11 protein-coding genes are annotated in these 21,419 nt (G+C 70.3%); 4 read left to right on the forward strand and 7 right to left on the reverse strand.

What is annotated here, in order from left to right; translation table 11 throughout:
• The first annotated feature begins 82 nt into the window (after positions 1–82).
• Genes ACLBKU_RS01750 through ACLBKU_RS01765 form a run of 4 tightly spaced genes read left to right on the forward strand, consistent with a single transcriptional unit; the run spans position 83 to position 6,098 of the window.
• Positions 83–2,536, forward strand: coding sequence for a cyclic nucleotide-binding domain-containing protein (locus ACLBKU_RS01750; RefSeq protein WP_410177808.1), 2,454 nt, complete (start codon positions 83–85; stop codon positions 2,534–2,536).
• Complete coding sequence (locus tag ACLBKU_RS01755; protein ID WP_410177809.1) at positions 2,533–3,396, forward strand: hypothetical protein; 864 nt, start codon at positions 2,533–2,535, stop codon at positions 3,394–3,396. Before ACLBKU_RS01750 ends, ACLBKU_RS01755 begins: the two co-directional genes overlap by 4 nt.
• Before the next feature lie 10 nt (positions 3,397–3,406).
• Positions 3,407–5,215: a cytochrome c3 family protein gene (locus ACLBKU_RS01760; protein WP_410177810.1), complete on the forward strand. Its 1,809-nt coding sequence runs from the start codon at positions 3,407–3,409 to the stop codon at positions 5,213–5,215.
• Between the two features lies 1 nt (position 5,216).
• A complete protein-coding gene (locus ACLBKU_RS01765; RefSeq protein WP_410177811.1) occupies positions 5,217–6,098 on the forward strand; it encodes a phosphodiesterase in 882 nt (293 codons plus the stop codon).
• Between the two features lie 3 nt (positions 6,099–6,101).
• Here the strand turns inward: ACLBKU_RS01765 and ACLBKU_RS01770 are convergent, their stop codons facing one another.
• From ACLBKU_RS01770 to ACLBKU_RS01800, 7 genes are all read right to left on the reverse strand, one after another.
• Positions 6,102–10,211 (reverse strand): hypothetical protein, encoded by a 4,110-nt coding sequence (locus ACLBKU_RS01770; RefSeq protein ID WP_410177812.1) that lies wholly within the window; start codon positions 10,209–10,211, stop codon positions 6,102–6,104.
• On the reverse strand, positions 10,211–12,073 hold the full coding sequence (locus tag ACLBKU_RS01775) for a hypothetical protein (RefSeq protein ID WP_410177813.1): 1,863 nt from the start codon (positions 12,071–12,073) through the stop codon (positions 10,211–10,213). The genes ACLBKU_RS01770 and ACLBKU_RS01775 overlap by 1 nt, the downstream gene beginning before the upstream one ends.
• Entirely contained in the window at positions 12,074–14,050 is a 1,977-nt protein-coding gene (locus ACLBKU_RS01780; protein WP_410177814.1) for a hypothetical protein, read from the reverse strand. It lies immediately after the preceding gene.
• Positions 14,047–15,432, reverse strand: a complete 1,386-nt coding sequence (locus tag ACLBKU_RS01785) for a multiheme c-type cytochrome (RefSeq protein WP_410177815.1) — start codon at positions 15,430–15,432, stop codon at positions 14,047–14,049. Before ACLBKU_RS01785 ends, ACLBKU_RS01780 begins: the two co-directional genes overlap by 4 nt.
• A 191-nt stretch (positions 15,433–15,623) precedes the next feature.
• Complete coding sequence (locus tag ACLBKU_RS01790) at positions 15,624–16,364, reverse strand: hypothetical protein (protein WP_410177816.1); 741 nt, start codon at positions 16,362–16,364, stop codon at positions 15,624–15,626.
• Positions 16,351–18,402, reverse strand: a complete 2,052-nt coding sequence (locus ACLBKU_RS01795) for a CHASE2 domain-containing protein (RefSeq protein ID WP_410177817.1) — start codon at positions 18,400–18,402, stop codon at positions 16,351–16,353. The genes ACLBKU_RS01790 and ACLBKU_RS01795 overlap by 14 nt, the downstream gene beginning before the upstream one ends.
• On the reverse strand, positions 18,402–21,419 hold the full coding sequence (locus ACLBKU_RS01800; RefSeq protein ID WP_410177818.1) for a CHAT domain-containing protein: 3,018 nt from the start codon (positions 21,417–21,419) through the stop codon (positions 18,402–18,404). Before ACLBKU_RS01800 ends, ACLBKU_RS01795 begins: the two co-directional genes overlap by 1 nt.

Genomic DNA, 21,419 nt, shown 5'->3' on the forward strand with positions numbered 1-21,419 from the left:
CGGGCAATTCGCTCTGGCATCGGGCGCGCTTTCGCTTAAGGTGCCGGGGCAACAATCTATCCGCGAAGAGGGGTTTGGATAGGTGACGGGGGTGTTCCAGGTCGCCATCGTGGGATCGGGCCCGGCAGGGCTGAGCGCGGCCGCGCGGGCGGCGGCGCGGGGCATGAGCCACATCCTCCTCGAGAAGACCGACCACCTCTCGGACACGATCTACAAGTACCAGAAGGGCAAGCACGTCATGGCGACGCCCGCGAACCTGGTGCTGCGCAGCGACATCGACTTCGAGGCGGGCAAGCGCGAGACGATCCTCGGGATCTGGGACGAGCAGATCGCCGGGCACAAGGTCAACGTGAAGCTCAATGCCGAGGTCGTGAAGGTCGAAGGACAGAAGGGCGACTTCCGCATCCACCTGAGGGGCGGCGAGGTCGTCGCGGCGGCGACGATCGTGCTCGCCATCGGCACGCAGGGCAACCCCAACCGGCTGCGCTGCCCGGGGGCGGATTCGCCGCTGATCCAGTACCAGCTCGACGATCCGGGCGAGTATTTCGACGAGCACATCACCGTGATCGGCTCGGGCGACGCGGGGATCGAGAACGCCTTGGGCCTCGCCGCCGATCCGGCGCAGAGAAACGTCGTCACCATATTGAACCGCAGCGCCGATTTCGCCCGCGCCAAGGCGGCGAACGTCGCGCTGCTGGAAGAGGCCGAGCGCGAGGGGCGGCTGACCGTGCGGCGCGAGACCGAGCCCGCCGAGGTCAGAGACGGCGAGCTGCTCCTCAACACCCGCGACGGGCAGGAGGCGATCCGCTGCGATCGCATCATCGCCCGCACCGGCTCGCAGCCCCCGCGCGGCTTCGTCGAGGCGATGGGGATCGCATTCTCCAGCCCCGAGCCCGGCGCCTTCCCCAAGCTCTCGCCCGAATTCGAGACGACCACGCCCGGCATCCACGTGATCGGCGCGCTCGCGGGATACCCGCTCATCAAGCACTGCATGAACCAGGGCTACGACGTCATCGAGTTCCTCGCCGGGAACCGCGACTTGAAGCCCGCCGACGAGCCGATCCTTGCCGCGAAGTTCGCCGGGCTTCCCGGCAATCGCAGCGTCGATGAATGGCTGTCGGTGTTCGGGGGCAACGTCGCGATCCTCGCCGATCTCTCGGTGCTCCAGCTGCGCGAGCTGATGCTCGATTCGACCGCCCACGCCTACGAGCCGGGCGAGGTGATCTTCCGCCGCAACGATCCCGGCTCCTCGATGTTCGCGATCGCCGAAGGCTCGGTCGCGGTCGAGGTCAACCCGGCCGACCCGTCGATCACGGTCGGCATCGAGCAGGGATCGATCTTCGGCGAGGTGGGCCTCATCTCGGGTCGCCGCCGCGGGGCGACAATCCGCGCCGCCGAGCCCGTCATCGCGCTCGAGCTGCCGCGCATGGCGGCGCTGAAGCTGCTCGCCACCTCGCCGGGGGCGGCGCGGGCGGTGGGGACGATCTCGATCGAGCGTCAGCTGCTCCAGATGTTCGGCCCCGGCATCACCAAGGCCGACGTCGCCCCGCTGGTCGCCAGCGCCGAGCTGGTGCCCGCGCGCGCAGGCCAGGTGATCGTGCGCGAGGGTGCCGAGGACAAGGACGTCTACATCGTGCGCTCGGGCTCGATGATCGTCGAGAAGCAGGTGGGGACGCGCCCGGTGTTCCTCTCCTACCTCCCCGCAGGCTCCTATTTCGGCGAGATGGCGGTGATCGACGGCTCGGCGCGCACCGCGACGGTCAAGGCAGCGATCCGCTCCGAGGTGATCCGCCTGCCGGGCGAGGCCTTCCTCGACTTCTTGGGCCGCAACCCGGGCCTGCGCGAGCGCGCGCTCGGCGAAATGAGCGCGCGGCGCGCCACCAATGCCTTCATCGAGAGCCGCAAGGACGGCTTCTCGGGCGCGGTCGACCTCTATTCGCAGACCGCGCAGTTCCTCGTCGACAACGGCATCGGCGAGGCGACCGACGTGTTGCTGATCGACGAGAAGCTGTGCATCGGCTGCGACAATTGCGAGAAGGCCTGCGCCGACAGCCACGACGGGCTCTCGCGATTGGACCGCGAGGCGGGGCGCACCTATGCCCATCTCCACGTGCCGACCTCGTGCCGCCACTGCGAGCACCCGCATTGCATGGCCGACTGCCCGCCCAACGCGATCAAGCGCGGGCCCGACGGCGAGGTGTTCATCGACGAGACCTGCATCGGCTGCGGCAACTGCCAGAGGAACTGCCCCTACGGCGTGATCCGCATGGACGCCAAGCCCCCGAAAAAGCCGAGCCTCCTCCAGTGGATGCTGTTCGGCAAGGGCCCCGGCCCGGGCGAGGCGCCCTATGGCTGGCGCAAGGCCGAGGCGAAGAAGCAGAGCCTCCCCGAGGCCAAGCTCGCGGTGAAGTGCGACATGTGCGCCGGGATCGACGGCGGCCCCGCCTGCGTGCGCGCCTGCCCGACCGGTGCGGCGATCCGCGTCAGCCCCGAAAAGTTCCTGACCTACACCAAGCTCGCCGAGGACGAGGAATGAGCGCCGGCGCGGCACGCGAGCGCCTCCGCGAGGACGAGAAGCGGCGGGATTCGGGGCACGTCGGCTTCCTCGCGCACAAGGGCTTCCGCTGGCTGTGGATCGCGCTCGCGCTGAGCGCCACCGCGGCGCTCGGCTATGCGCTGATCGACCAGCAGCCGCGGCCCAATGGCGGCACGTGGTACGGCTATACGCTGGGCACGATCGGGCTTGGCCTCATCATCTGGCTTTCGCTGCTGGGCGTGAGGAAGCGCCGCATCAACCCCGGCGCGTGGAGCCTCAAGGCCTGGACCAGCGCCCATGTCTATCTCGGCCTGTCGCTGGTTGTGGTGGGCACGCTCCACACCGGCTTCCAGATCGGGTGGAACGTCCACACCCTCGCCTATGTGCTGATGCTGCTGGTGATCGCCACCGGCATCTACGGGGTGACCGCCTACGCGATCCTCCCGGCGCGCCTTTCCGACAACCGCAGGGAGATGACGCGGGCGCAGATGCTCGACGCGCTCACCGCGATCGACCGCCAGCTCGAGAGCGCCGCGCAGCCGCTGGCGCGCGGCGAGGCGGACCTCGTGCTCGCGGCGCTCAGGCAGAGCCCCTTCGCCGGGGGCGCGCTGGCGCGGCTGACGGCGCGCTATCCGGGCTGCGCGACCGCGCGGGCGCGCGCCGGGATGCTCGGCACCTCCGAGGCCGAGGAGCGGGTGCGCGCGCTGCTCGAACGCAGGCTCGCCCAGCTCGGCCAGATTCGCGGCAGCTTGCGCATCCGCGCGCTGCTCGAGGTGTGGCTGTTCCTGCACATCCCCCTGACCCTCGCCCTGATCGCCGCGCTCGCCGCTCACGTCATCAGCGTGTTCTACTACTGGTGAGCGCGGCGCGATGACCTTCCTGATCCGCACCATCGACATGACCGCCAGCGGCCGCGCCATCCAGCGCGAGCGGGTGAGCGAGGCGTCGAGCCTGACGGTCGGCCGCGCGGCGGAGAACGACATCCACCTGCCCGACCTCGCCGTCGAGCAGCATCATATCCGCATCGACGCGGCGGCCGGCGGGACAGTCGCGGTGACGGCGCTCGGCACGCTCGGCTTCGGGCTCGACGGGGTGGTAGCGAGCGAAGGCGCCATCGACCCGCGCATCGGCGGCGAGATTGCGCTCGGCTCGGCGCGGCTGGCGGTGGCGCGGGAGGGCGAGCGCATCGCCATCACCATCCGCCAGGTCGCCGAGGAGGAGGGCAAGGCCGACGCCCTGCGCGGCTTCGCGCTCGCGAGCGTGCTGCCGTCGAAGCGGGCGATGAGCTGGATTTTCGCCTCCGCGATTCTCCTCCTGCTGCTGATGGTGCCGGTCGCGAGCCACCTGTTGCGCACCCCCGTCAAGCCCGACCCGACGGGCAGGAACCCGGGCACGGTGCTGCTCGACAGCGCGTGGACCTCGGGCGCGCTGTCCCTGAAGCACCACAGCCTCGAGCAGAACTGCGAAAGCTGCCATGTGAACGCCTTCGAAAGCGTGCAGGACGAGACCTGCCTTGCGTGTCACGAGGAGACCGGCGACCACGCGGCAAAGTCGCGGCTCGCGCGGGGGATGCCGGAATTGTCGCCGGGCGACGCGATCCAGTGGCGGATCGGCGCGGCGCTCGGCAAGGAAGGTCCGCTCGGCTGCGTTGCCTGCCACTCCGAGCACGAGGGCGAGGTCCGCCAGAAGCCGGGCGACGAGGCGTTCTGCGGCAATTGCCACTCGAAGCTCGACACGCGGCTGACCGACACGGCACTCGCCAATGCGCACGATTTCGGCAAGGCCCACCCGCAGTTCCGCCCGCTCTACTTCGCGAGCTTCGGCGCGGCGAAGCCGGTGCGCGCGGCGTGGGGCACGCCGCCGGTCGAGCGATCGGGCCTCAAGTTCCCGCACGACGTCCACATGAACGCCCGCGGCGGGGCGGCGCGCATGGCGGTGAGCCTTGGCCGCTATGGCAAGCCGCTCGACTGCAAGGACTGCCACGTGCTGACCGGCGACAAGATCGGCTTCAAGCCGGTCGAGATGGAGCAGGCCTGCGAGGCGTGTCACTCGCTCGTCTCGGGCCGCATCGCCGGGGGCGGCTTCACCAAGCTGCGCCACGGCAGCCTCAAGCACCTTGCCGAGGACCTCGCCAGGATCAGCACCGGCCCGCGCCCCGCGCTTGCTCCGGGCCGCCAGCGCCCGGGGCAGCTGGGGAGCGCCTCGCCCTATCGCGCCGATTTCGGCCGCCCGGTGCGCGCCTATGTCGGCATTTCGCGCGCGCTGTCGGTCGGCGGGGTGTGCACCGAGTGCCACCTGCCGACCACCGGCCCGACCGGGCAGGCCGACCTCATGCCGGTCAACCTCCCCGACCGGTTCCTCACTGCGGGCTATTTCAACCACGAGGCGCACAAGGCGCAGAAATGCACCGACTGCCACGCCGCCGACACCTCCAAGGCGGCGAGCGACCTGCTGCTGCCCGACCTCAAGAGCTGCCGTTCGTGCCACTTGGGCGCGAGCGCGGTGAAGACGAAGAAGATCGTCCCCTCCGACTGTGCGATGTGCCACGCCTACCACGTGCCTGCGGGCCAGTGGCAGCCGAAGGGCCCCTCCCCCCACTACCGCCCCCCGCCAGCCCCCGCCGTGAAACCCGCCGCCGTCAAGATGGCCAAGGCACCGAAGAAGGGTTGGGGGAGCTAGGATGGGAGCCACCGCAGAGCGCAACGCCGTCCTGATCGCGCAGCTTACCGACATCCATATCGGCTTCGCGGCCGACGACGGCGACGCGGAGCTCAACCTCGTCCGCTTCCGCGCGGTGCTCGAGCGGCTGTTCGCCGGGCCGAACCGGCCCGACCTGCTGGTGCTTTCGGGCGACATCACCGACCGCGGGGACGCCGCAAGTTTCGCCAAGGTCACCGCGCTGCTGGCGGACTGCCCCTGCCCGGTGCTGCCGCTGGTCGGCAATCACGACAGCCGCGAAGGGTTCGCCGGGGCCTTCCCGCAGGTCGTCCCGGCAGCGGACGGGTTCCTGCACTATTCGGTGAAGACACGGCTGGGCCTCAGGGTGATCTGCCTCGACACGCTCGAAGAGGGCCGCCACGGCGGCGCCTTCTGCGAGGCCCGGGCGCGCTGGCTCGCCGCGCGTCTCGCCGAGGCACCCGATGCGCCGACGCTGATCTTCATGCACCACCCCCCGGTCGCTGTCGGGATCGACTGGATGGACCCCGCGCCGGACGAGCCGTGGATCGCCCGTCTCGCCGCGGTGCTGGAGGGGCAGTCACAGGTGCTCGCGGTGCATTGCGGCCATCTCCACCGCCAGATCGTCACGCGCTTCGTGGGCATTCCCTTGGGCGTCACCCCCTCGATCGCGCCGTTGGTCGCGCTCGACCTCGCCCCCATCGACCCCGCGGTGCCCGATGGGCGCGAGCTCATCACCACCGAGCACCCCGCCTATGCGCTCCACCGCTGGGACGGGAGAGCCCTCGTCTCGCACTACGAGCGGGTCGGCGACTGGCAGGTGCTGGAACGCTACCACGCCGGGCTCCAGCCGATGATCGCCGGGATGTTCGCCGAGCGCGGCTAGGCCCTAGCGCGCGGCCCTCAGCGGGCTCGGCGGGGCGACGCCCACCCAGCGCTTCATGTCGACCTCGTCCGAGACCTTCCACGGCACGCCCGAGCGGGTCATGAACAGGCGCTCCATCTCCTCCCGGGTGAAGGGCCGCGAGCCGAGCCGGCCGAATACCGCGATCTGCCCGCCGGTCTCGTCCACCGCGCGGTCGCGGTCGAGGCCCTTGGAGAGCGCGATGGCGGGCGTCGGCGTCTTCGCCCAGGCGATCAGCTCCGGCATGGGCGCGGGGCTGAAGCCGTAGAAATTGCGCTGGCTTTCGGGGCTGGTGAGTTGCAGCACCTTCATCCCGTTCCGCCCGTCCGCGACATAGGCGAACAGCGAGGCGTTGGTCGAGGCGACGATCACGTCCTCGGCATCGTTGAGCTGCCCCCCGAGCGTCACCTTCTGGTAGACCTTCGGTGCGCGCGGGTTGGTGACGTTGAGGATCACGAGGCCGTCCTGCTTCGCCGCGACATAGGCGTAGGTGCGCGCAATGTAGAGCCGGCGCGCGTCGGCGAGCGATACGGTGGCCTCGGGCACGGCGACGGGGTTGCGCAAGCTGGTGATGTCGAACAGCTTCACCCCTTCCGCGTCCGTCACCCAGAGGTAGCGGAACTGCACCGCGCTCGCCCGCGCGTCGGTGAGCGGGCGCACCGCGGCGAGCTTCGGCGTGTCGGGATCGGCGAGATCGACCACCACGAGGCCCTTGTCAGCGGTGATGTAGGCAACCTCGCCCGCCAGCACGATATGCCGCGCGCCGCTCAGCACCCCGCCGGGGTTCCACGCGGTCTTGCCGTCGGCATAGACTTTGCGGGCGAGCTTGTTGTTGCGGAATTCGCCGTCCGCCATGGTGTTGACGTTGACGAGGATCAGCCCCTCCACCGCATCGGTGATGGCGGCGTAGTTGTAGATCGGCTTGAAGGCCTGCTCCTGGTTCATCTCGCGCATCTGTTCGGTATTGCGGGCCGGCGCGATCGGCTGGTTGGTGGGCAGCGCCATGCAGGTGGCGTTGGTGGTCTTGACGTGGGTGTCATGGCCGAGCGCGGAGAACGGTCCCTTGATGATCCGCTCCGAGAAGCCCTTGTTGGCGATCGAGGCGACGTCATAGACCATGAAGCCGCCCTTGCCTTCGGCGACATACATGTATTCGCCGCGCAATTGCAGACAGCCGACGCGGTCGCCGGTCGCCTCGTGGACGTTGGCGAATTCCTCCATCGGATGGGTTTCGCCCGACAGGTTCTTGTTGAAGGTCTTGCCCCGCACCCAGTTCTTCAGCTCGCGCCCGTTCTGGTTGACGTGGAGCCCCCAGTAATCGGGATAGGCATAGCGGTGGAGGTAGGAGCCGATCACCGCCTGCGGCTCGTCGTATTCGGTGACGCGGGTCGCCTGGAAGCCGCCCTCGAGGCCGGTCCACGCGTTGAGGCCGACGAAGTTCACGTAATTGGTGCCCAGCAAGAGGAGCTGCGCCATGATCGCGTTGTTGTCGTCCTTCGCCGAGAGGTGGCAATCGGTGCAGGTCTTGGTCTCGGTCTTGCGCACCGTATGCGGGAAATGCGGCGCGAAGGCCTGCGAGGAGAAGCCGATCGCGCTGATCGGCGGCTGCTGGACGTAGATCCGCTCGCGGTTGGTATTGGTCGATGACAGCACCAGCGCCGAGGACGAGCGCACCGGTGCGACCTGACCGCCCTTGGTGGTCATGTGCTTGCCGAGCTGGAACATCTCGTCGCGCGCGACCTGCGGATTGTAGGTTGCGAAGTTGCGCGTCTCGCCGCCGTCGAACTTGTGGATCTTGGTCTTCCAGTTGGCCTCGATCGGGAGGTGGCAGCCGCCGCAGCTCGTCGTCCATGACAGGTGGCAGGTGAAGCAGGCCATTTCCGGCTCGCGGTGCGCGCGGTCGCCTTCCGCGATGCCGGTGCCGAATTCGAAGGTGCCGGTCTCCGCGCCGTAGCGGCTCATCAGCTTCGCGCGCGCGGCCTTGGCGTTGAAGGCGGGGGTCGAAGGATCGACCGAGTCCTTGACGAGGCTCATCTCCCATTCGAGGCTCGGATCGACGAGCGAGCGCTGGACGAGCTTGCGCCGCCCGTCCGCCCCCTCCATCCACTCGAAGCGGCGCTTGCCGTCGGGGTTACGCAGCAGGCTGAGGTCATGCCCCTCGGGCGGCGCGGCCGGGCCGCTGGTGCGCAGCGTGGGATAGGCGTCGGCGGTGCCGTGGCAGTCCTTGCAGGTGATCTCGATCGCGTTCGCGACCTCGCCATAGATGAGGCCGTTGCCGTGGCTGTCCTGCTCGAAGTGGCAGTCGGCGCATTGCATCCCGATCTCGGCGTGAATGTCCATGAGGTGCACCGCCTTGCCCGGATTGACGCCGGGGGGCACGAACTTGCCCTCGCCCTGCTTGCGCCACTTTTCGGGATCGTCGGGATCGACGATCTTGCCCTCGGCATCGAGGAGGTTCCCCTCGCGGTCGCGCTTGAAGATCGCGCGGAAGTTCCAGCCGTGGCCGTGGTAGTCGGCGAACTGGGTGTCCTTGAGCGTCGGGTTCAGATCATAGACGTTGCGCAGGAAGTCGAGGTCGGACCAGTTGCCCTTGGGCGCGGCGCCTTCGGGGTTGCGGTCGGTGACCTCGCGCACCTCCTTGGCGGTCGGGTATTTCTGCTGCTTCGGCCACATCGCCGGCGCGTCGCTTTCGTAGTCCCACATGGTGTAGCCGAGGAAGGAATTCAGGAAGATGTTGGGCTGGTGCATGTGGCAGTTCATGCACTGGCTGGTGGGAATCGCGCGGGTGAAGACGTGGCTCAGCGGGTGGCCCTTCTCCTTCACCTGACCATCGGGGGTCTTGAGGGCGCCATCATCTTTGGCGTGATCGTGCCCGTCCTCCGCCTTGTGGCCCGGCTGCTTGACCGCGCCATGACCCTCGGTCTTCTCGCCATAGCCCGCCGCGTGCTCGATCTTCGCGGCGATCGTCGGGTCGGCGCTGATCGTCTGCCCGTCGCGCCCGTACTGCGCATAGATCAGCGAGTGGCGCGGCTCGCGGTCGTTGGCGTAGACCACGTGGCAGGAGGCGCAGCCCGAGTGGCGGTAGTCGCCCGGCTGGTCGTTGGTCCCCATGAACCACGTGAAGGGATCGTTGAGCCGCGTCTTGTGGACGTTGAGCACCGGGATCGAGACCCTGAGACCCGTGCCCGGCCCGCGGTTCGACTGCTTGAGATCGGGGCGGCCCGGCTCCTCGAGGCGCTGGATCTGACCCGTCGGGCTCGGCAGGCCGACCTCGGCGAACTGGGTGTTGATGTTGCGCCCGCCGCGCTCGAAGACGCGGAAGATGTCGCCCGGCGGGACGACGTGCCAGGTCGGCAGCGGATACATCTCGGCGAGCACCCCGCGCGCGACCTGGTCGTGCGAGAGCTTGCCCCCCGGCCCGGCACCGGGCGAGGTGATCTTCGCCGGCTTGCCCTCGCGCGTATAGGCCTCGCCGAGGAGGTAGTTCTTGTAGGGCAGGATCCCGTTGTTGTAGCTCGCCCCGCCCCACAGCATCGCGCCCGACGCCATGATCGAGCGTTCCGCCGCCTCGATCGCCTGGATGTGGCACGCCCCGCAGGCGTCGCGCGCGACGCGGTAGTCGGAGGGGTTGATGAACTTGATGAATTCCGGCCCCTCCTTGTTGAGAAGCGCGTAGGAGCGCGTGGGGTTCGCCGAGGACGGCCAGTGCCACGACTTGGGGTATTTCGGCAGCACGTGCGCCCTGTCGCGCGCGGCGACGTAGTCGGGGTGGTCGTGGGGCAGCTCGGAATTGCCGCGGATGGTCGCGTCGCCGCCGTGGCAATCGGTGCAGCCCAATCGCACCGCCGGGGTCATGTGCATGGTCGGCGCGTCGGTCTTGACGTGGCAGGTGTTGCACCCTTCCGACTTGGCTTCCATCTCCGCCACCGACTGCCGCTGCGGCGCGGGCGGGGCGATGACGCGGCTGTAGTCGCGCTTGACCGGCTTCTCCTTGTCCGCCGCCATCGGGCTCCCTGCGAACAGCGCAAGGCCGAGGAACAGCGCCCCCGCGATCAGGGCGAGACGGCTCAGGAAGGGGCGGCCGGAGGACAGCATCAGTAGGTCAGCACCACGTTCGCAAGGATCGAGACATATTCGCGTCCACCCCCGCGCGAGGTGAACTGCTCGCGGAAACCCTCACCCGCGAGCAGGGTGGCAGCCGAGAGGCGGAAGACGATGTTCTGGTTGGCGTGGGGCCGCCAGATCGCCGAGGCCGAGAGGTCATAGCCGATCTCGCGGTCGATGTTCGGCTGGTTGCGGATCGCCTCGAGGCTCGCGGTGTCGGCGAACCACAGGTGGTTCGCATTGGCCGAGACGCGCAGCTCCGGCGTGAGGTCGAAATCTGCGCCCGCACCGACGAGGATCAGGCCCGGGTTGTTGAAGTTCGACTGCCCTTGCTCCTTGGAGCTGCGCAGCGAGTTGAGGAGGCCGTTGCGCCCGTTCACCCCGATCGCGCGCCCGCCGCCGGCAAAGGGGATGGTCTGACGAATCCAGTAGGAGGTGTCCGCGCCCGCGAATACCGGGTTCTCGAAGATCGCGTCGAAGCCGGTTTCCTTGTCGTCGTCCGGGTTCTTGTCGCCGCTCGCATAGGCGCCCGAGAGGCGGAAGCGCGCCCAGTCGCGGTCGTAGCTCGCCTCCAGCGCCACGAACTGCGCATTGATGTCGGCGGGGCGGTCGGTGAAGAAGGAGTTGCGGTCCTCGCCCAGCGCCCAATAGGCCATGCCGGTGAGGTTGATGCGCCCGATGCGCCCGTCGACCCCGTAGCCGAGATAGACCACGTCGTAGTCGCGCCCCCGCAAGCTCCCGATCAGCGCCGGGCGAACCGGGAAGCCGTTGTCGTCGACCTCGATCTCGTCGGCCTCGCGGTTGCGGTTGTAGACGACGGTGAACTCGCTCGTCAGCGCCGGGATCAGGAAGTCCTGGCGATAGGCGTTGACGACGAAGACATAATCGTCGCGCGGGGCCTGAACGACCGAGTTGAGCCCCGAATTGGTGTCCTTCTCGAGCCGCCAGAAGGCGCCGAGGTTGAACTGGAAGCGGTTGTTGTCGCGCGATCCGAAGACGCGTACGCCCAGTTGCTGGTCATTGAACAGGAAGCCGCGGAAGTCCGACTGGAAAGTCTGGATGCCGGCGCGCGCCGAGATGAAATCGAACCTTTCGGTGTCGAAGCGCGCGAAGTGGTAGTCGACGAAGGCTTCCTGCACGCCGAGGAAGTGGTCGAGCCGGTGGCTGGGCTTCGAGGGCTCGACGAACAGCACCCGCCGCTCCGGCACGTCGACGTAATTGACGTTGTAGGCGAGCGTGACACGGTACTCGACCGTGGGCGGGGCATAGGTGGTCGAGCCCTTGAGGAGCGCGAAGCCCGCGAGGAAGGTCTGGCTGAAGACCTGGCTGAACGAGCTGCCGAACACGTCGTTGCGGTCGGGGTCCTCGGTGGTCTGGACGCCGACGGGGATCGGGAAGCTGCGCGGCTCGTAGACCGTGTCCGAGATCACGTTGGCGACGAAGAACCAGTCGTCACCGGTGATCGGCAGCCACGGCACCTTCTTGCGGTCGATCGGGCGGTCGCCCTTGAGGGTGTTCTGGTGATAGGGATCGAGGAGGTTCTCCTTCACGAGGCCAAGGCTCTGGATGAGCCGCCAGCGGTCGGGGATGGGGATCTGCTCGGCGGGAAAGGCCTGCGGCGGGGGTGCGCGGACCGCGCCGGGGTTATCCTGCTCGATCTTGTCGGGCAGCGGCGCAGTGTAGCCGGGCCGCTCGCGCCCCTCGATGATCTGCGGATCGACGGGGGGGATGTCCTTCTCCCAGTCGCCCGGCTGCGGCTGCTCCTCGCCTGGAGGCGGACTCGGCGGCGGCGTCTCCTCGGGCACCGGCGCGGCTTGGAGCACGAGCAGCGAGGCGGGAAGCAGCCAGCTCATCTACAGTCCCTGGCAGACGTTTTGCTGCGTCGTGTCGAGGAACGGCGCGAAGGGGCAGTTCACATATCTCAGCCGCACCGGCGTGCCGTTCACCGGCACCGCAATGCGGTCGGCGCGGATCGAGGCGGGCGCATTGCCGATCCCTGTCCCGAGCTTCACCCCGGCGTTGTAGAGCCCGAGGAAGGGCACGAGGTCGTTCTGGTCGATCCCGTCGCCCGAGGCTCCGATGCCACCGACCAGCACGTTGCCGCGGTAGATCGGCACTGCGCCGGGAAACAGCGTGATCCCGTTGCGGATGCGGCTGCCGTTGGGGCTCGCGTCCGGCAGGCTCGTGCAGCGCCCGCGCGGCACATCGCTTGGCCGCGCGCCGGCGATGAACTGGAGGTGCTCGACGATGCTCGGCACCACGAGGGTCGACTGGAGTCCGGTCGAGAAGATCGACCACTGGTCGATCGGGCGCGACAGCGGGCCCGGTGCGGTGCCGAACTGGCCGTCGGGGAAGTAGGGCCGCGCGATATTGCCGAGCGAGCGGTTGGAGAAGGCGTACTTGCCGTCGAGCACCGCCGGATCGCTGGCGAAGGTGCGGGTCGCGGTGACGAAAGCCGAAATCCGCGGATCGCCCGCGGCGAGCAGATCGTCGTCGGCCCGCGCGTTCGAGAAGAAGGTCACGCTGCGCGCCTTCTGGGTGGTCGCGTCGATCGCGTCGACCAGCGCGTCGGGCGAACGGATGATCCCCAGCACCTCGCCGCGGGTATCGACCATCACCAGCGTCATCTCGGCGCGCGAGCCGACCGGCTTCCTGACCTGCGAGCGGGTGCGCGAGAGCACCGCGAAGCTTTCCTCGAAGATCGTGCGCACCTCGGCCTCGGTGAGCGGCTGGCCGACCTCGGCGGCGTCGGTGCCGGCCCGGATCGGGAAGCGGTTGTTGCCCGCCCCGTCGCTGACGACATAGGCGTCCGGGTTGGCGAACTCGGTGGAGCGCGCCGGGCGCACCCCCGAGGCCTCGCTCCCATAGGCCGTCCCGGCGAGCAGCGCGGTGCCGTCGTAATAGCCCCTCAGCGGCGCCAGATTGCCGAGCCGCGGGGCGACATTCGCATAGGTCGCGGTGAGGACGCTCGCGGAGAGCTGGTTGTAGGCGATGTCGCTGTAGCGCAGCAGCGTGCCGTCGAGCGCGATCTTGTCGGCGCGGATGTCCTCCGCCGCCTCGAAGCCGACCGTCGCCGCGAGCGCGATCCGCTCGTCGGGGAGGTTGTCGAAGTCGAGGACATTGGTGTCGAAGCCGTAGTCCGGGTCCGCCGCGACGCCCACCGCGCCGATCAGCACGCCGTCGCGGTAGAGCGGGAAGCCGCCCGCATCGGCGGCAAAGCCGATCGCCGAGCGCTTGGGCCCCGGGGTCGCGCCCTGTCCCGCCACGAAGCGCGCCGAGATGTCCGAGCAGGGCAGCTGGCTGAACTGCACCGAGAACAGCGCCCCGCTCTCCAGGCCGCCGGTCGAAGGCGCCTTGGGGAAGGTCTCCTGGATGATCCCGCCTGCCGTGCGGCTCGAGAAGGCATTGCCCTGGCTCGAGAAATAGGCCGCGGTCAGCGCCTTGGCGATCGCCGCGGTCTCGGCCGGTACGCTCGCGCCTTGCAGGTCGAGGTTGTTGCCGTTGGGCGCATTGGGGATCTTCTGGGTGACGGGCGCGCCGGTCATGCGGAAGATCGCAAGGACGTTGCCGACCCGGTCGATGACGGTGATGACGGCCGGGGTGCGGTCGGCCTCGGCCTGGGTGGCGGCCTGCGCGACGATCCTGCCGACGTCGGCCGAGCTCAGTCCGATCACGGCGGGCTGGGTGTAGACCGGGCTCGAGCCGCCTCCGCCACCACCGCCGCTTGGGGGAGGCGTCGTCCCGCCGCCGGAGCTGCCCCCGCCGCCGCATCCGGCGGTCGCGAGCAGCGCAGCTGCGAGCAGCCCCCTCAGGAATGCGGATCGCATCATTGCAGCCGCCCGATCGCCCCCGCGGCGGACTTCAATGCGGCGCGGAAATCGGCGGGGCGGTAGGCGTTGGGCTCCTCGACCGCCTTGTAGGCGCGGGCGATGTCGGCGCGGATGCCGGCGGCGGCGCCCTGAGTCACCCGGCCCTCGCGCACGATAGCGTTGAGGAGCGTGTCGATCGCCATCACCGCCTGCACCGATCCGGCATAGTCGGTGAAGCGCGGCGCGGTCGCCTCGCCGGCGATGATGCCGATCACCGTGAAGCCATCGCTCCCCGCATAGCCGCGCGCGCCCAGCGCATCGGACAGCGCGCCAGCCCGCGCGGCGAGCGTCTGGGCTGCGGCGCGCGCCTCGGCGGGGCCGGCCCCGAAGGCCTTGTGGAAGTCGCGCGCGGCCGACCGGAACGCGGCCGCCTCACCCGGCACCAGCGCGCCCGCGACGGCTTGCAGCATGATCATGTTCTCGTCGTTGAAAGGCGGGTTGCCGAAGGGAATCGGGCGACCGGGATTGGTCTCGAAGGTGAGCTTCCTCTGCGGCCCGTCGGTGATCTGGCGGTGACACGAGTGGCAATCGAGGAAGGTGAACTGCGGGAAGGCGCCCTCGTAGGCGAATTTGGGCTGGGCAAACAGGCTGGTCGAGCGGCGCACCGCCTCGGCCTGACCCACCGCCCAGAAGCGCACCGAATCCGGCGATCCCTTGCGGCGCGTGTAATCGGCATCGATGTCGTGGTGCTGCTGCAATGCGCTGAACAGGTCGAGCTCGAAGGAGATGCGCGGGTGGCCGGCGGCCATCATCGCGTGGGTGACGAACTGCCCGGGCTTGGAAGAACCGAAATGGCAGTCGAGGCACACGCTCGCGCGCACCTTGGGGATCTCGAGCGGGGTCAGCCCTGCGGCGACGTTTCCGGCGTGAGTGGCGGGCAGGGCGTAGTGCTCGGCGAGCCACGCGCCGCCGCTCGCGCCGTGGCAGCTCTCGCAGCCAACCCCGTCGGTGAGCTTGAAGCGCGCCCCCCGGCTTGCGGCGGGCGCGTTGGTCGCGTGGCAACCGAGGCAGGCGGGTGCACTCTGGGCATTGCCGAGGCCGAGGCTCGCCGCGATCTGCTGACCCCGCCGCCCGCCAAGCACGGCATAGGCACGCGAGTGCGCGCCCGAGGGCGAGGACGGCTCCTGCCAGGTCGCGATTTCGTCCTGCCGGACCACCGCGCCATTGCCCTCGGCGCGGCCGTGGCAGGTCGATCCGGCGCAGGTGGCGACGCCCTCGAAGACAGGATTGCCGATCGCGCCGGCAGCGGGGTAGAGCGCGGCGAGGCCGATCACCGCCAGCACGCGCAGCGCCCCCGGCCTTGCCAGCAGGCCCGCGACGCGTCTCGCCAGTTTTCCCCTCATCCCCTAACCCCCGAGATGCTCCGGCTTCGACCCCTGCCGTCCGACGCGACGGGCGCGGTGCCGGGCGGGGGAAGCGCCCCTTGCGCCGACTCCCCGCGCCCGATCACGCGCCCCACCTTGTTCCCAATGTGGCCCCGCGATGCAACAGGCAATCAATGGCTTTTGCCGCGTGCCGCGTGCCCTGTTGCCGTTCAGTCCATCCCCGCCGCGGCGCTCTGCTCGAAGGCATTGGCGAGCGTCTCGAGCTGCAAGGTGCAGCCGCGCGCGATCAGCGCCTCGGCGAGCGCGTCGGGCGCCTCGAAATCGCCGACCAGCGCCACGAAGTCGAGATGCGCGGTGGTCCTGCCGTCCGGGCCGGTCACCATGTAGTGCGTGCCCTCGCGCACCGGCAGGCGCGCCGGGTCGAGCGCGGCGACGGTGACGGTGTCGTCGAAGGTCACGTCGGCATGGGCCTCGCCCTCGGCATCGGCGGAGATGCGGTAGGTCGCGGTGCCCTCGGTCGCGGGCCGCCACAGGCGCACCGTGGCGAGGTCGTAGAGGCACACCGTGCCCGAGCGGGTGATGTCGACATACCACAGGCTCGGGTTGGTCACCTCGCCGTCGAGCCCGTCGCGCACCGCCCCGGTGCGGACCCGGGTCGCCGCGCGCTTGCGGGTCAGCGCGGCGAAGCGGTCCGAGGCGACCTGCGGGCGGTCGCCGACGCGGAAGCTGCCCGCGCCGCGGATGATGCGGGTGCCCTGCGCGGTGAGCACGGTCACCGCGTCGCCGTCCTTCAGGGTGATGCGCACGTCGTCGTCGAGCTTGGTGCCGACCGGGTACTTGCCCGCCGAGGGCCCGGTGGACTTGACCACCACCCCGGCGAGCGCCGCGCCCGGCAGGGCGAGAACCAGCGCCGCCGCCGTCGCCACGCGCTTGAAACTAGCTGAGAACATAGGTCCCTTCCCCATCGATGTGCTGCAACCTCTCGACGAGCGACTGTAGCGCCGAATCCTCCGCATGACGACTGGCGACGTCGCGGGCGATGTCGATTGCCCTGCCGGGCGCGCCGGCGGCGAGCGCGCAGGCCTCGGCGAGCGCGGCGCGGTCCTCCTCCGGGAAGTCCGGCACCGCCTCGAAGAGGTCGACCGCCTGCGCCCGCCCGCGCAGCCGCACCCGGCCCATCGCGCGCCAGACGTCGCTGCCTGCCGCCGCGACGAACTCGCGGCTCGCCAGCACCGAAGTCCCCAGCGCCTTGTTCGCCGCCTCGAGCCGCGAGGCGGTGTTCATCGAATCCCCGAGCGCGGTGTACTGGATGCGCGTCGCCCCGCCGAAATTGCCGACCACCGCCTCGCCGTAATGGAGCCCGACGCGGGTGCGCCCGATCGCGGGGAGCGAAGGGTCCATCGCGGCGACCTCGCGGCGGAAGGCCTCGCCCGCCTCGCGGATCGCCAGCGCCGCGCGCGCCGCGCGCTCGCCGTCGTCGGCGCGCGCGATCGGCGCGCCCCAGAAGGCGACCACCGCGTCGGCGACGAACTTGTCGATCACCCCGCCGTGGTCGAGCACCACCTGGCTGAGGCTGTCGAGATAGCGGTTGAGGAGCCTCGCGACGGTCTCCGGCGGGATCGCGTGGCTCATCGCGGTGAAGCCCTCGAGGTCGCTGAACAGCACGAAGATCTCGCGCTTCTCGCCCCCGAGCGAAAGGAGTTCGGGCCTGGCGATGATCGCCTCGGCAATGTCGCGCGGGATGTATTTGCCCAAGGCCCCGGTCGCGAAGTTGCGCTGCACCGCTCCCGCCGCGCGCGCCGCGGTGGTGACGGCGGTGAAGGCGGTGATCCAGCCGATCAGCCAGCCGAAGGCCGGGAGCCCGTAGGTGTCGACATTGGCGAACTGCAGCGCGATCGGGATGCCGACGAAGGCCGCCAGCAGCAGCGCCAGCACCGGGGCGAGCCGCCGTGCGCGCCATTCGAGCAGCGCGGTGAGCACGGCGGTCAGCACCACCAGCACGGCCATCGCCCAGATCACCCAAGCCGGGATCGGCTCCAGCCGCCGTCCGTCGAGCATCTGGGCGATGATGTCGGCATGGACCGCGATCCCCGCGGGCGTCTCGCCGTTGATCGAGGTGAAGGTCGTCTCGACCCGGTCGTAATCGACGATGTCGCCGCCGAGCAGCACGTATTTGCCCCTGACCTGCTCGGCGAGAAAGGGGAGCACCTCGGGGTCGGGATCGGCGAAAAGGTCGATCTGGAGCGAGGCGAACAGCGGCGCGTCGACGAACTTGGGACGGCGGTAGTCGATGGCGCCCTCGTAAGCCGCGAAGCCCGGCGCAGGCTCGCCCGCCTCGGCGAGCATCGCGCGGCCGAGGAGGGACGGCAGGCCGGGCACGATCCTCGGCCAGACGCGGGTCGCGCCGAAGGTGTTGTCGAGCCGGATGCTGGCGGGCACCGCGCGGCTCCCCGCGAGCCGCGCCTGGAAGGCATCGAGGAAGGCCTGCTGCTCGTAGACCACGTCGTCCTCGTTGGTGGCGACATTGGCATAGGCGACCGCGACCGGAGTCCGCATCGCGCGCAGCGTGGCGATCAGTTCCTCGTCCTCGTCCTGTGGCTGGTCGAAAAGGATGTCGATGCCGATCGCCTTGGCGCCCATCGCATCGAGGTTCCTGAGCGCGCGCGCCAGCAGCCCGCGGTCGAGCGGCGAGCGCTTGCGGGCGTTGATGAGCGTCTGGTCGGTATAGACCACCAGCACCAGCCGCTGGTCCTGCTCGACGAGGTCGGCGGCGTAGTAGGCGCGCAGGTCATAGAAGGCGCGCTCGGCCTCGCTGGTCAGCGGGGTCGCAACCTCGCCGCCCGGCAGCACCCAGCTGAAGCGCGCGATGCACACCGCAAACCCGAGCACCACGAGGGTCGCGGCGAGTTGCACGGTCCCCGCCGCGCGGACATTGCGCCAGCCGCGCGCGAGCCAGCCGGGCTGCTTGTCGGCCTCGCCTGCCGCCATCAGCGGGTGAGGCGCGCCGCGCCGTCGCCGACGACCGCGAAGGCCGACCAGTAGAAGGGGTGCGAGGTCTCGGCGTCGTCCATCAGCGCGGTCTGCGAGGTCATCAGCGCCTCGGCCGTCGCGCGCCCGTCGGCGGCGAACAGCCCGCCGATCAGGCGGCCCGTGGCGTCGAAGTCGTCGGGCACCGGCCAGTGGCTCGCGAGCACGGTGCGCCCGCCCGCGCCGACGAAGGCGCGCACCAGCCCGTCGAGCGCGAACTCCCCGCCACTCGTCACCCCCGCCTCGCGGGTCGCGCCCAGCGTGGCGCTGCCTGCGGTGTCGCAGGCCGAGAGGATCACGAGATCGGCATCTAGCCTCAGGCCGAAGATCTCGGCGAAGCTGAGGAGGCCGTCTGACCCTGCCGCTTGCGCGAAGCTCGTCAGCAGCGCCGGGCGCGGCGGGCAGCCGGGCTGGGGCGCGGTGACGAGGCCGTGGGTGGCGAAGTGGAGGATGCGGTATTGCCTCAGCTCGGGCAGGCTCTCGATCGCCACGTCGGTGAAGGCCGGCCCGGTCAGCACCCGTGCGGTGTCGCCGAACTTCGCCGCCGCCTCGCGCAGCTCCTTGGCCTTGATCGGGTTCGCCCAGATGTTCGGCGACCAGGCGCACCGCTCGCCGTCGCTCGCCGCCAGGCCCGCGCCGGGCGCGTTCTCGCCGAGCCCGAGATAGGCGCGCGTGCCGCCCGAGGGCCGCGCCGCGCGCACGTCGCGGAACGCCGAGGCCGCGACCGAGGTGCTGATCTGCGTCCCCCGCCCCAGCCACTTCGTGCCCCGGAAGTCGTATTCGTCGGCGCCCTTGGCCTTCATCCGCGCCGCGTAGGCGGCAACGCTCGCATCGTCGGTGACGAGCAGGTTGATCGGCAGCCTGAGCAGCGCGCCGTCGGGCTCGAAGACGAGATGGCGGACCTTCGGCAGCTCCTCGCCGACGGGGGCGAACAGGCGCACGTAAAGCTCGCGCGCCTTGGCGAGGTCGAAGGGATAGGTGAGCACCTGCCCGCCCTCTACAATCGCGATGCTCTCGCGGATCGCGGTGACGAGGCTGTCGAGCTGCTTCGGCGTCGCATCGGCGCGCCAGGCCCGCGCGGTCGTCGGCGTGACGTAGATGACGTAGGCCGCCGCGTCGAGCGTCACCAGCTTCACGTAGGCCTCGCCCTCGCGCAGGCTCGCCTGGAGGTCGGCGAGCGGAATCGCGCTGCCGGTGACGGCGCGGTAGCGCGGATAGGCGGCGAGCTTCTGGAGCACCTCGGCCTGCTGCTGCCGGAGCAGGCCGAGCTCGCTTTCGCGCGCGGCGATGGCGGCGGCGGGGTCGCTCCCGTTCGGCGCGGCGCTGCGCAGTTCGAGCAGGGCGAGGCGCTGCTGCTCGATGGCGCGGCCGAGATTGGTGCTCGAACGGAACAGCTGCGCCGCCTCGTCGGTCCCGGCGGACAGCTCGCGGGCGAGCACCGCCTGGGTCTGGGCGAGGCCGGGGCGCTGGAGGAGCTGGCTGGCGGCGAACAGGTCGGCGGCGCCCGCATCGCTTGCACCGTTCGCCAGCAGCAGCTCGAAATAGGGCGCGAGCAGCCCGCGCAGCGAGGGCAGCGGACGGCCCTGCGCGTCGCTCACGATGTCGCGGTAAAGCGCCAGCGCCTCGGCCTTGCGGTCGGCGCGGGCGTAGAACCCGGCGAGCAGCGCCCGCGCGCTGTCGTAGGCGGGCGAGGCCGGATAGGTCGCCGCGAGCAGCGCCACCGCGCGGCCGTGCAGCGCCTCCGCATCGGCGGGGCGCCCCGCGCGCTCGGCGGCCTCGGCGAGCTCGCCGAGCACCTGCGCGCGCAGCCAGCCGATCGACACCACGCGGCCCTGCCGCACGCCGCCGAGCACCGCCTCGGCCTGGCCGAGCAGGGCCGCGGACGCCTCGGCGCGGCCGAGCAGGCGCAGCGCGGTCGCCTTCAGATAGGCGCTCTGCCCGTCGAGCAGCTGCGCGCGCTCGCGCGGGGTGAGGTTCGCCGAATAGGCGCTGGTCATCCGCTCGCCCTCGCTCGCCAGCTGGACCGCGAGCGCCGGGCCGATCCGGAGGGCGCGCAGCTCCTCGACATCGCCGAAATCACTGGCCAGCGGCGCGTCAAGCGCGGCGAGCGCGGCCTCCGGGCGGCGCTGGTTCAGCGCGTCCATTGCGAGGTAGTTGCGGTAGAGCCGGGCAAGCACGGGGCTTGCGGCGCTCCCGGGCCGGGCGGCGGCAAAGAGGCGCGCGGCTTCGGCATGGTTGCCGAGGTTCGACTGCTGGAGCGCCTGGTTGAGCCGTGCCTCGGCCTCGAGCGGGCCGGTCAGCGCGCCCGCGGAGACCGCGAAGAACTCGGCGGCCTCGGCGAAATTGCCGGCATTGCCGCGGCGATAGGCCTCGGCAAGCGCCTGGTCGGCGGCGATCGCCTCGGCCTGCTGGCGGGCGAAGGCGAGGTCGTCGGTCGCGCTGGTGAGCGGGATCTCGACATCGCCGGCGACGACGCGGTCGCTCGCCACCGAGGCGAGCGCGAATTCGAGCGCCCTGGCATAGGCCGACATGCCCGCGACCGCGATGGTCTGCCCCCCGCGCCGGGCGAGCAGCAGGTCGGTGCGGATCACGCTGCCCTCGGTCGCGCAGGTGAGGCGCTGGGCGTCCTTCACCCCCGCCAGCGACAGAGCGCCGGACGGCGTGCAGCTTGCGCCCGCGCCGGCGAAGCGCCCGGGCGCAGCGGCGGCGGCCGCGCCGTGCACCACCCAGACAGTCCCGACCGGCGCGGCGGCATCGCGGCAGATCACCGAGTAGCGCCGGTCGAGCACCCCGGCACCGGGCTCGGCCGCAAGGATCTGCGCCTCGCACAGCCCGTTGGAGCCGACCGGGAAGGTATCGCGCAGACTGACCCGCTCGGAGCCCGACGTGGCCTTCGCGCCCTGTGCCGCGGCAGGCAGGGCCGTGGCGGCGAGGCCTAACGCGAGGCCGGCGACGGCGAGATGCTGGAGGCGGGCCAT

The sequence above is a fragment of the Erythrobacter sp. NE805 genome (assembly GCF_046452355.1).
Taxonomy (GTDB): Bacteria; Pseudomonadota; Alphaproteobacteria; order Sphingomonadales; family Sphingomonadaceae; genus Erythrobacter.

What these genes read in the sequence shown, in the direction of transcription:
- ACLBKU_RS01755 (WP_410177809.1), top strand. Translation starts at nt 2,533, where the DNA reads ATGAGCGCCGGCGCGGCACGCGAGCGCCTCCGCGAGGACGAGAAGCGG.
- ACLBKU_RS01760 (WP_410177810.1), top strand. Translation starts at nt 3,407, where the DNA reads ATGACCTTCCTGATCCGCACCATCGACATGACCGCCAGCGGCCGCGCC.
- ACLBKU_RS01785 (WP_410177815.1), bottom strand. Translation starts at nt 15,432, where the DNA reads ATGAGGGGAAAACTGGCGAGACGCGTCGCGGGCCTGCTGGCAAGGCCG.
- ACLBKU_RS01765 (WP_410177811.1), top strand. Translation starts at nt 5,217, where the DNA reads ATGGGAGCCACCGCAGAGCGCAACGCCGTCCTGATCGCGCAGCTTACC.
- ACLBKU_RS01790 (WP_410177816.1), bottom strand. Translation starts at nt 16,364, where the DNA reads ATGTTCTCAGCTAGTTTCAAGCGCGTGGCGACGGCGGCGGCGCTGGTT.
- ACLBKU_RS01800 (WP_410177818.1), bottom strand. Translation starts at nt 21,419, where the DNA reads ATGGCCCGCCTCCAGCATCTCGCCGTCGCCGGCCTCGCGTTAGGCCTC.
- ACLBKU_RS01770 (WP_410177812.1), bottom strand. Translation starts at nt 10,211, where the DNA reads ATGCTGTCCTCCGGCCGCCCCTTCCTGAGCCGTCTCGCCCTGATCGCG.
- ACLBKU_RS01780 (WP_410177814.1), bottom strand. Translation starts at nt 14,050, where the DNA reads ATGATGCGATCCGCATTCCTGAGGGGGCTGCTCGCAGCTGCGCTGCTC.
- ACLBKU_RS01795 (WP_410177817.1), bottom strand. Translation starts at nt 18,402, where the DNA reads ATGGCGGCAGGCGAGGCCGACAAGCAGCCCGGCTGGCTCGCGCGCGGC.
- ACLBKU_RS01775 (WP_410177813.1), bottom strand. Translation starts at nt 12,073, where the DNA reads ATGAGCTGGCTGCTTCCCGCCTCGCTGCTCGTGCTCCAAGCCGCGCCG.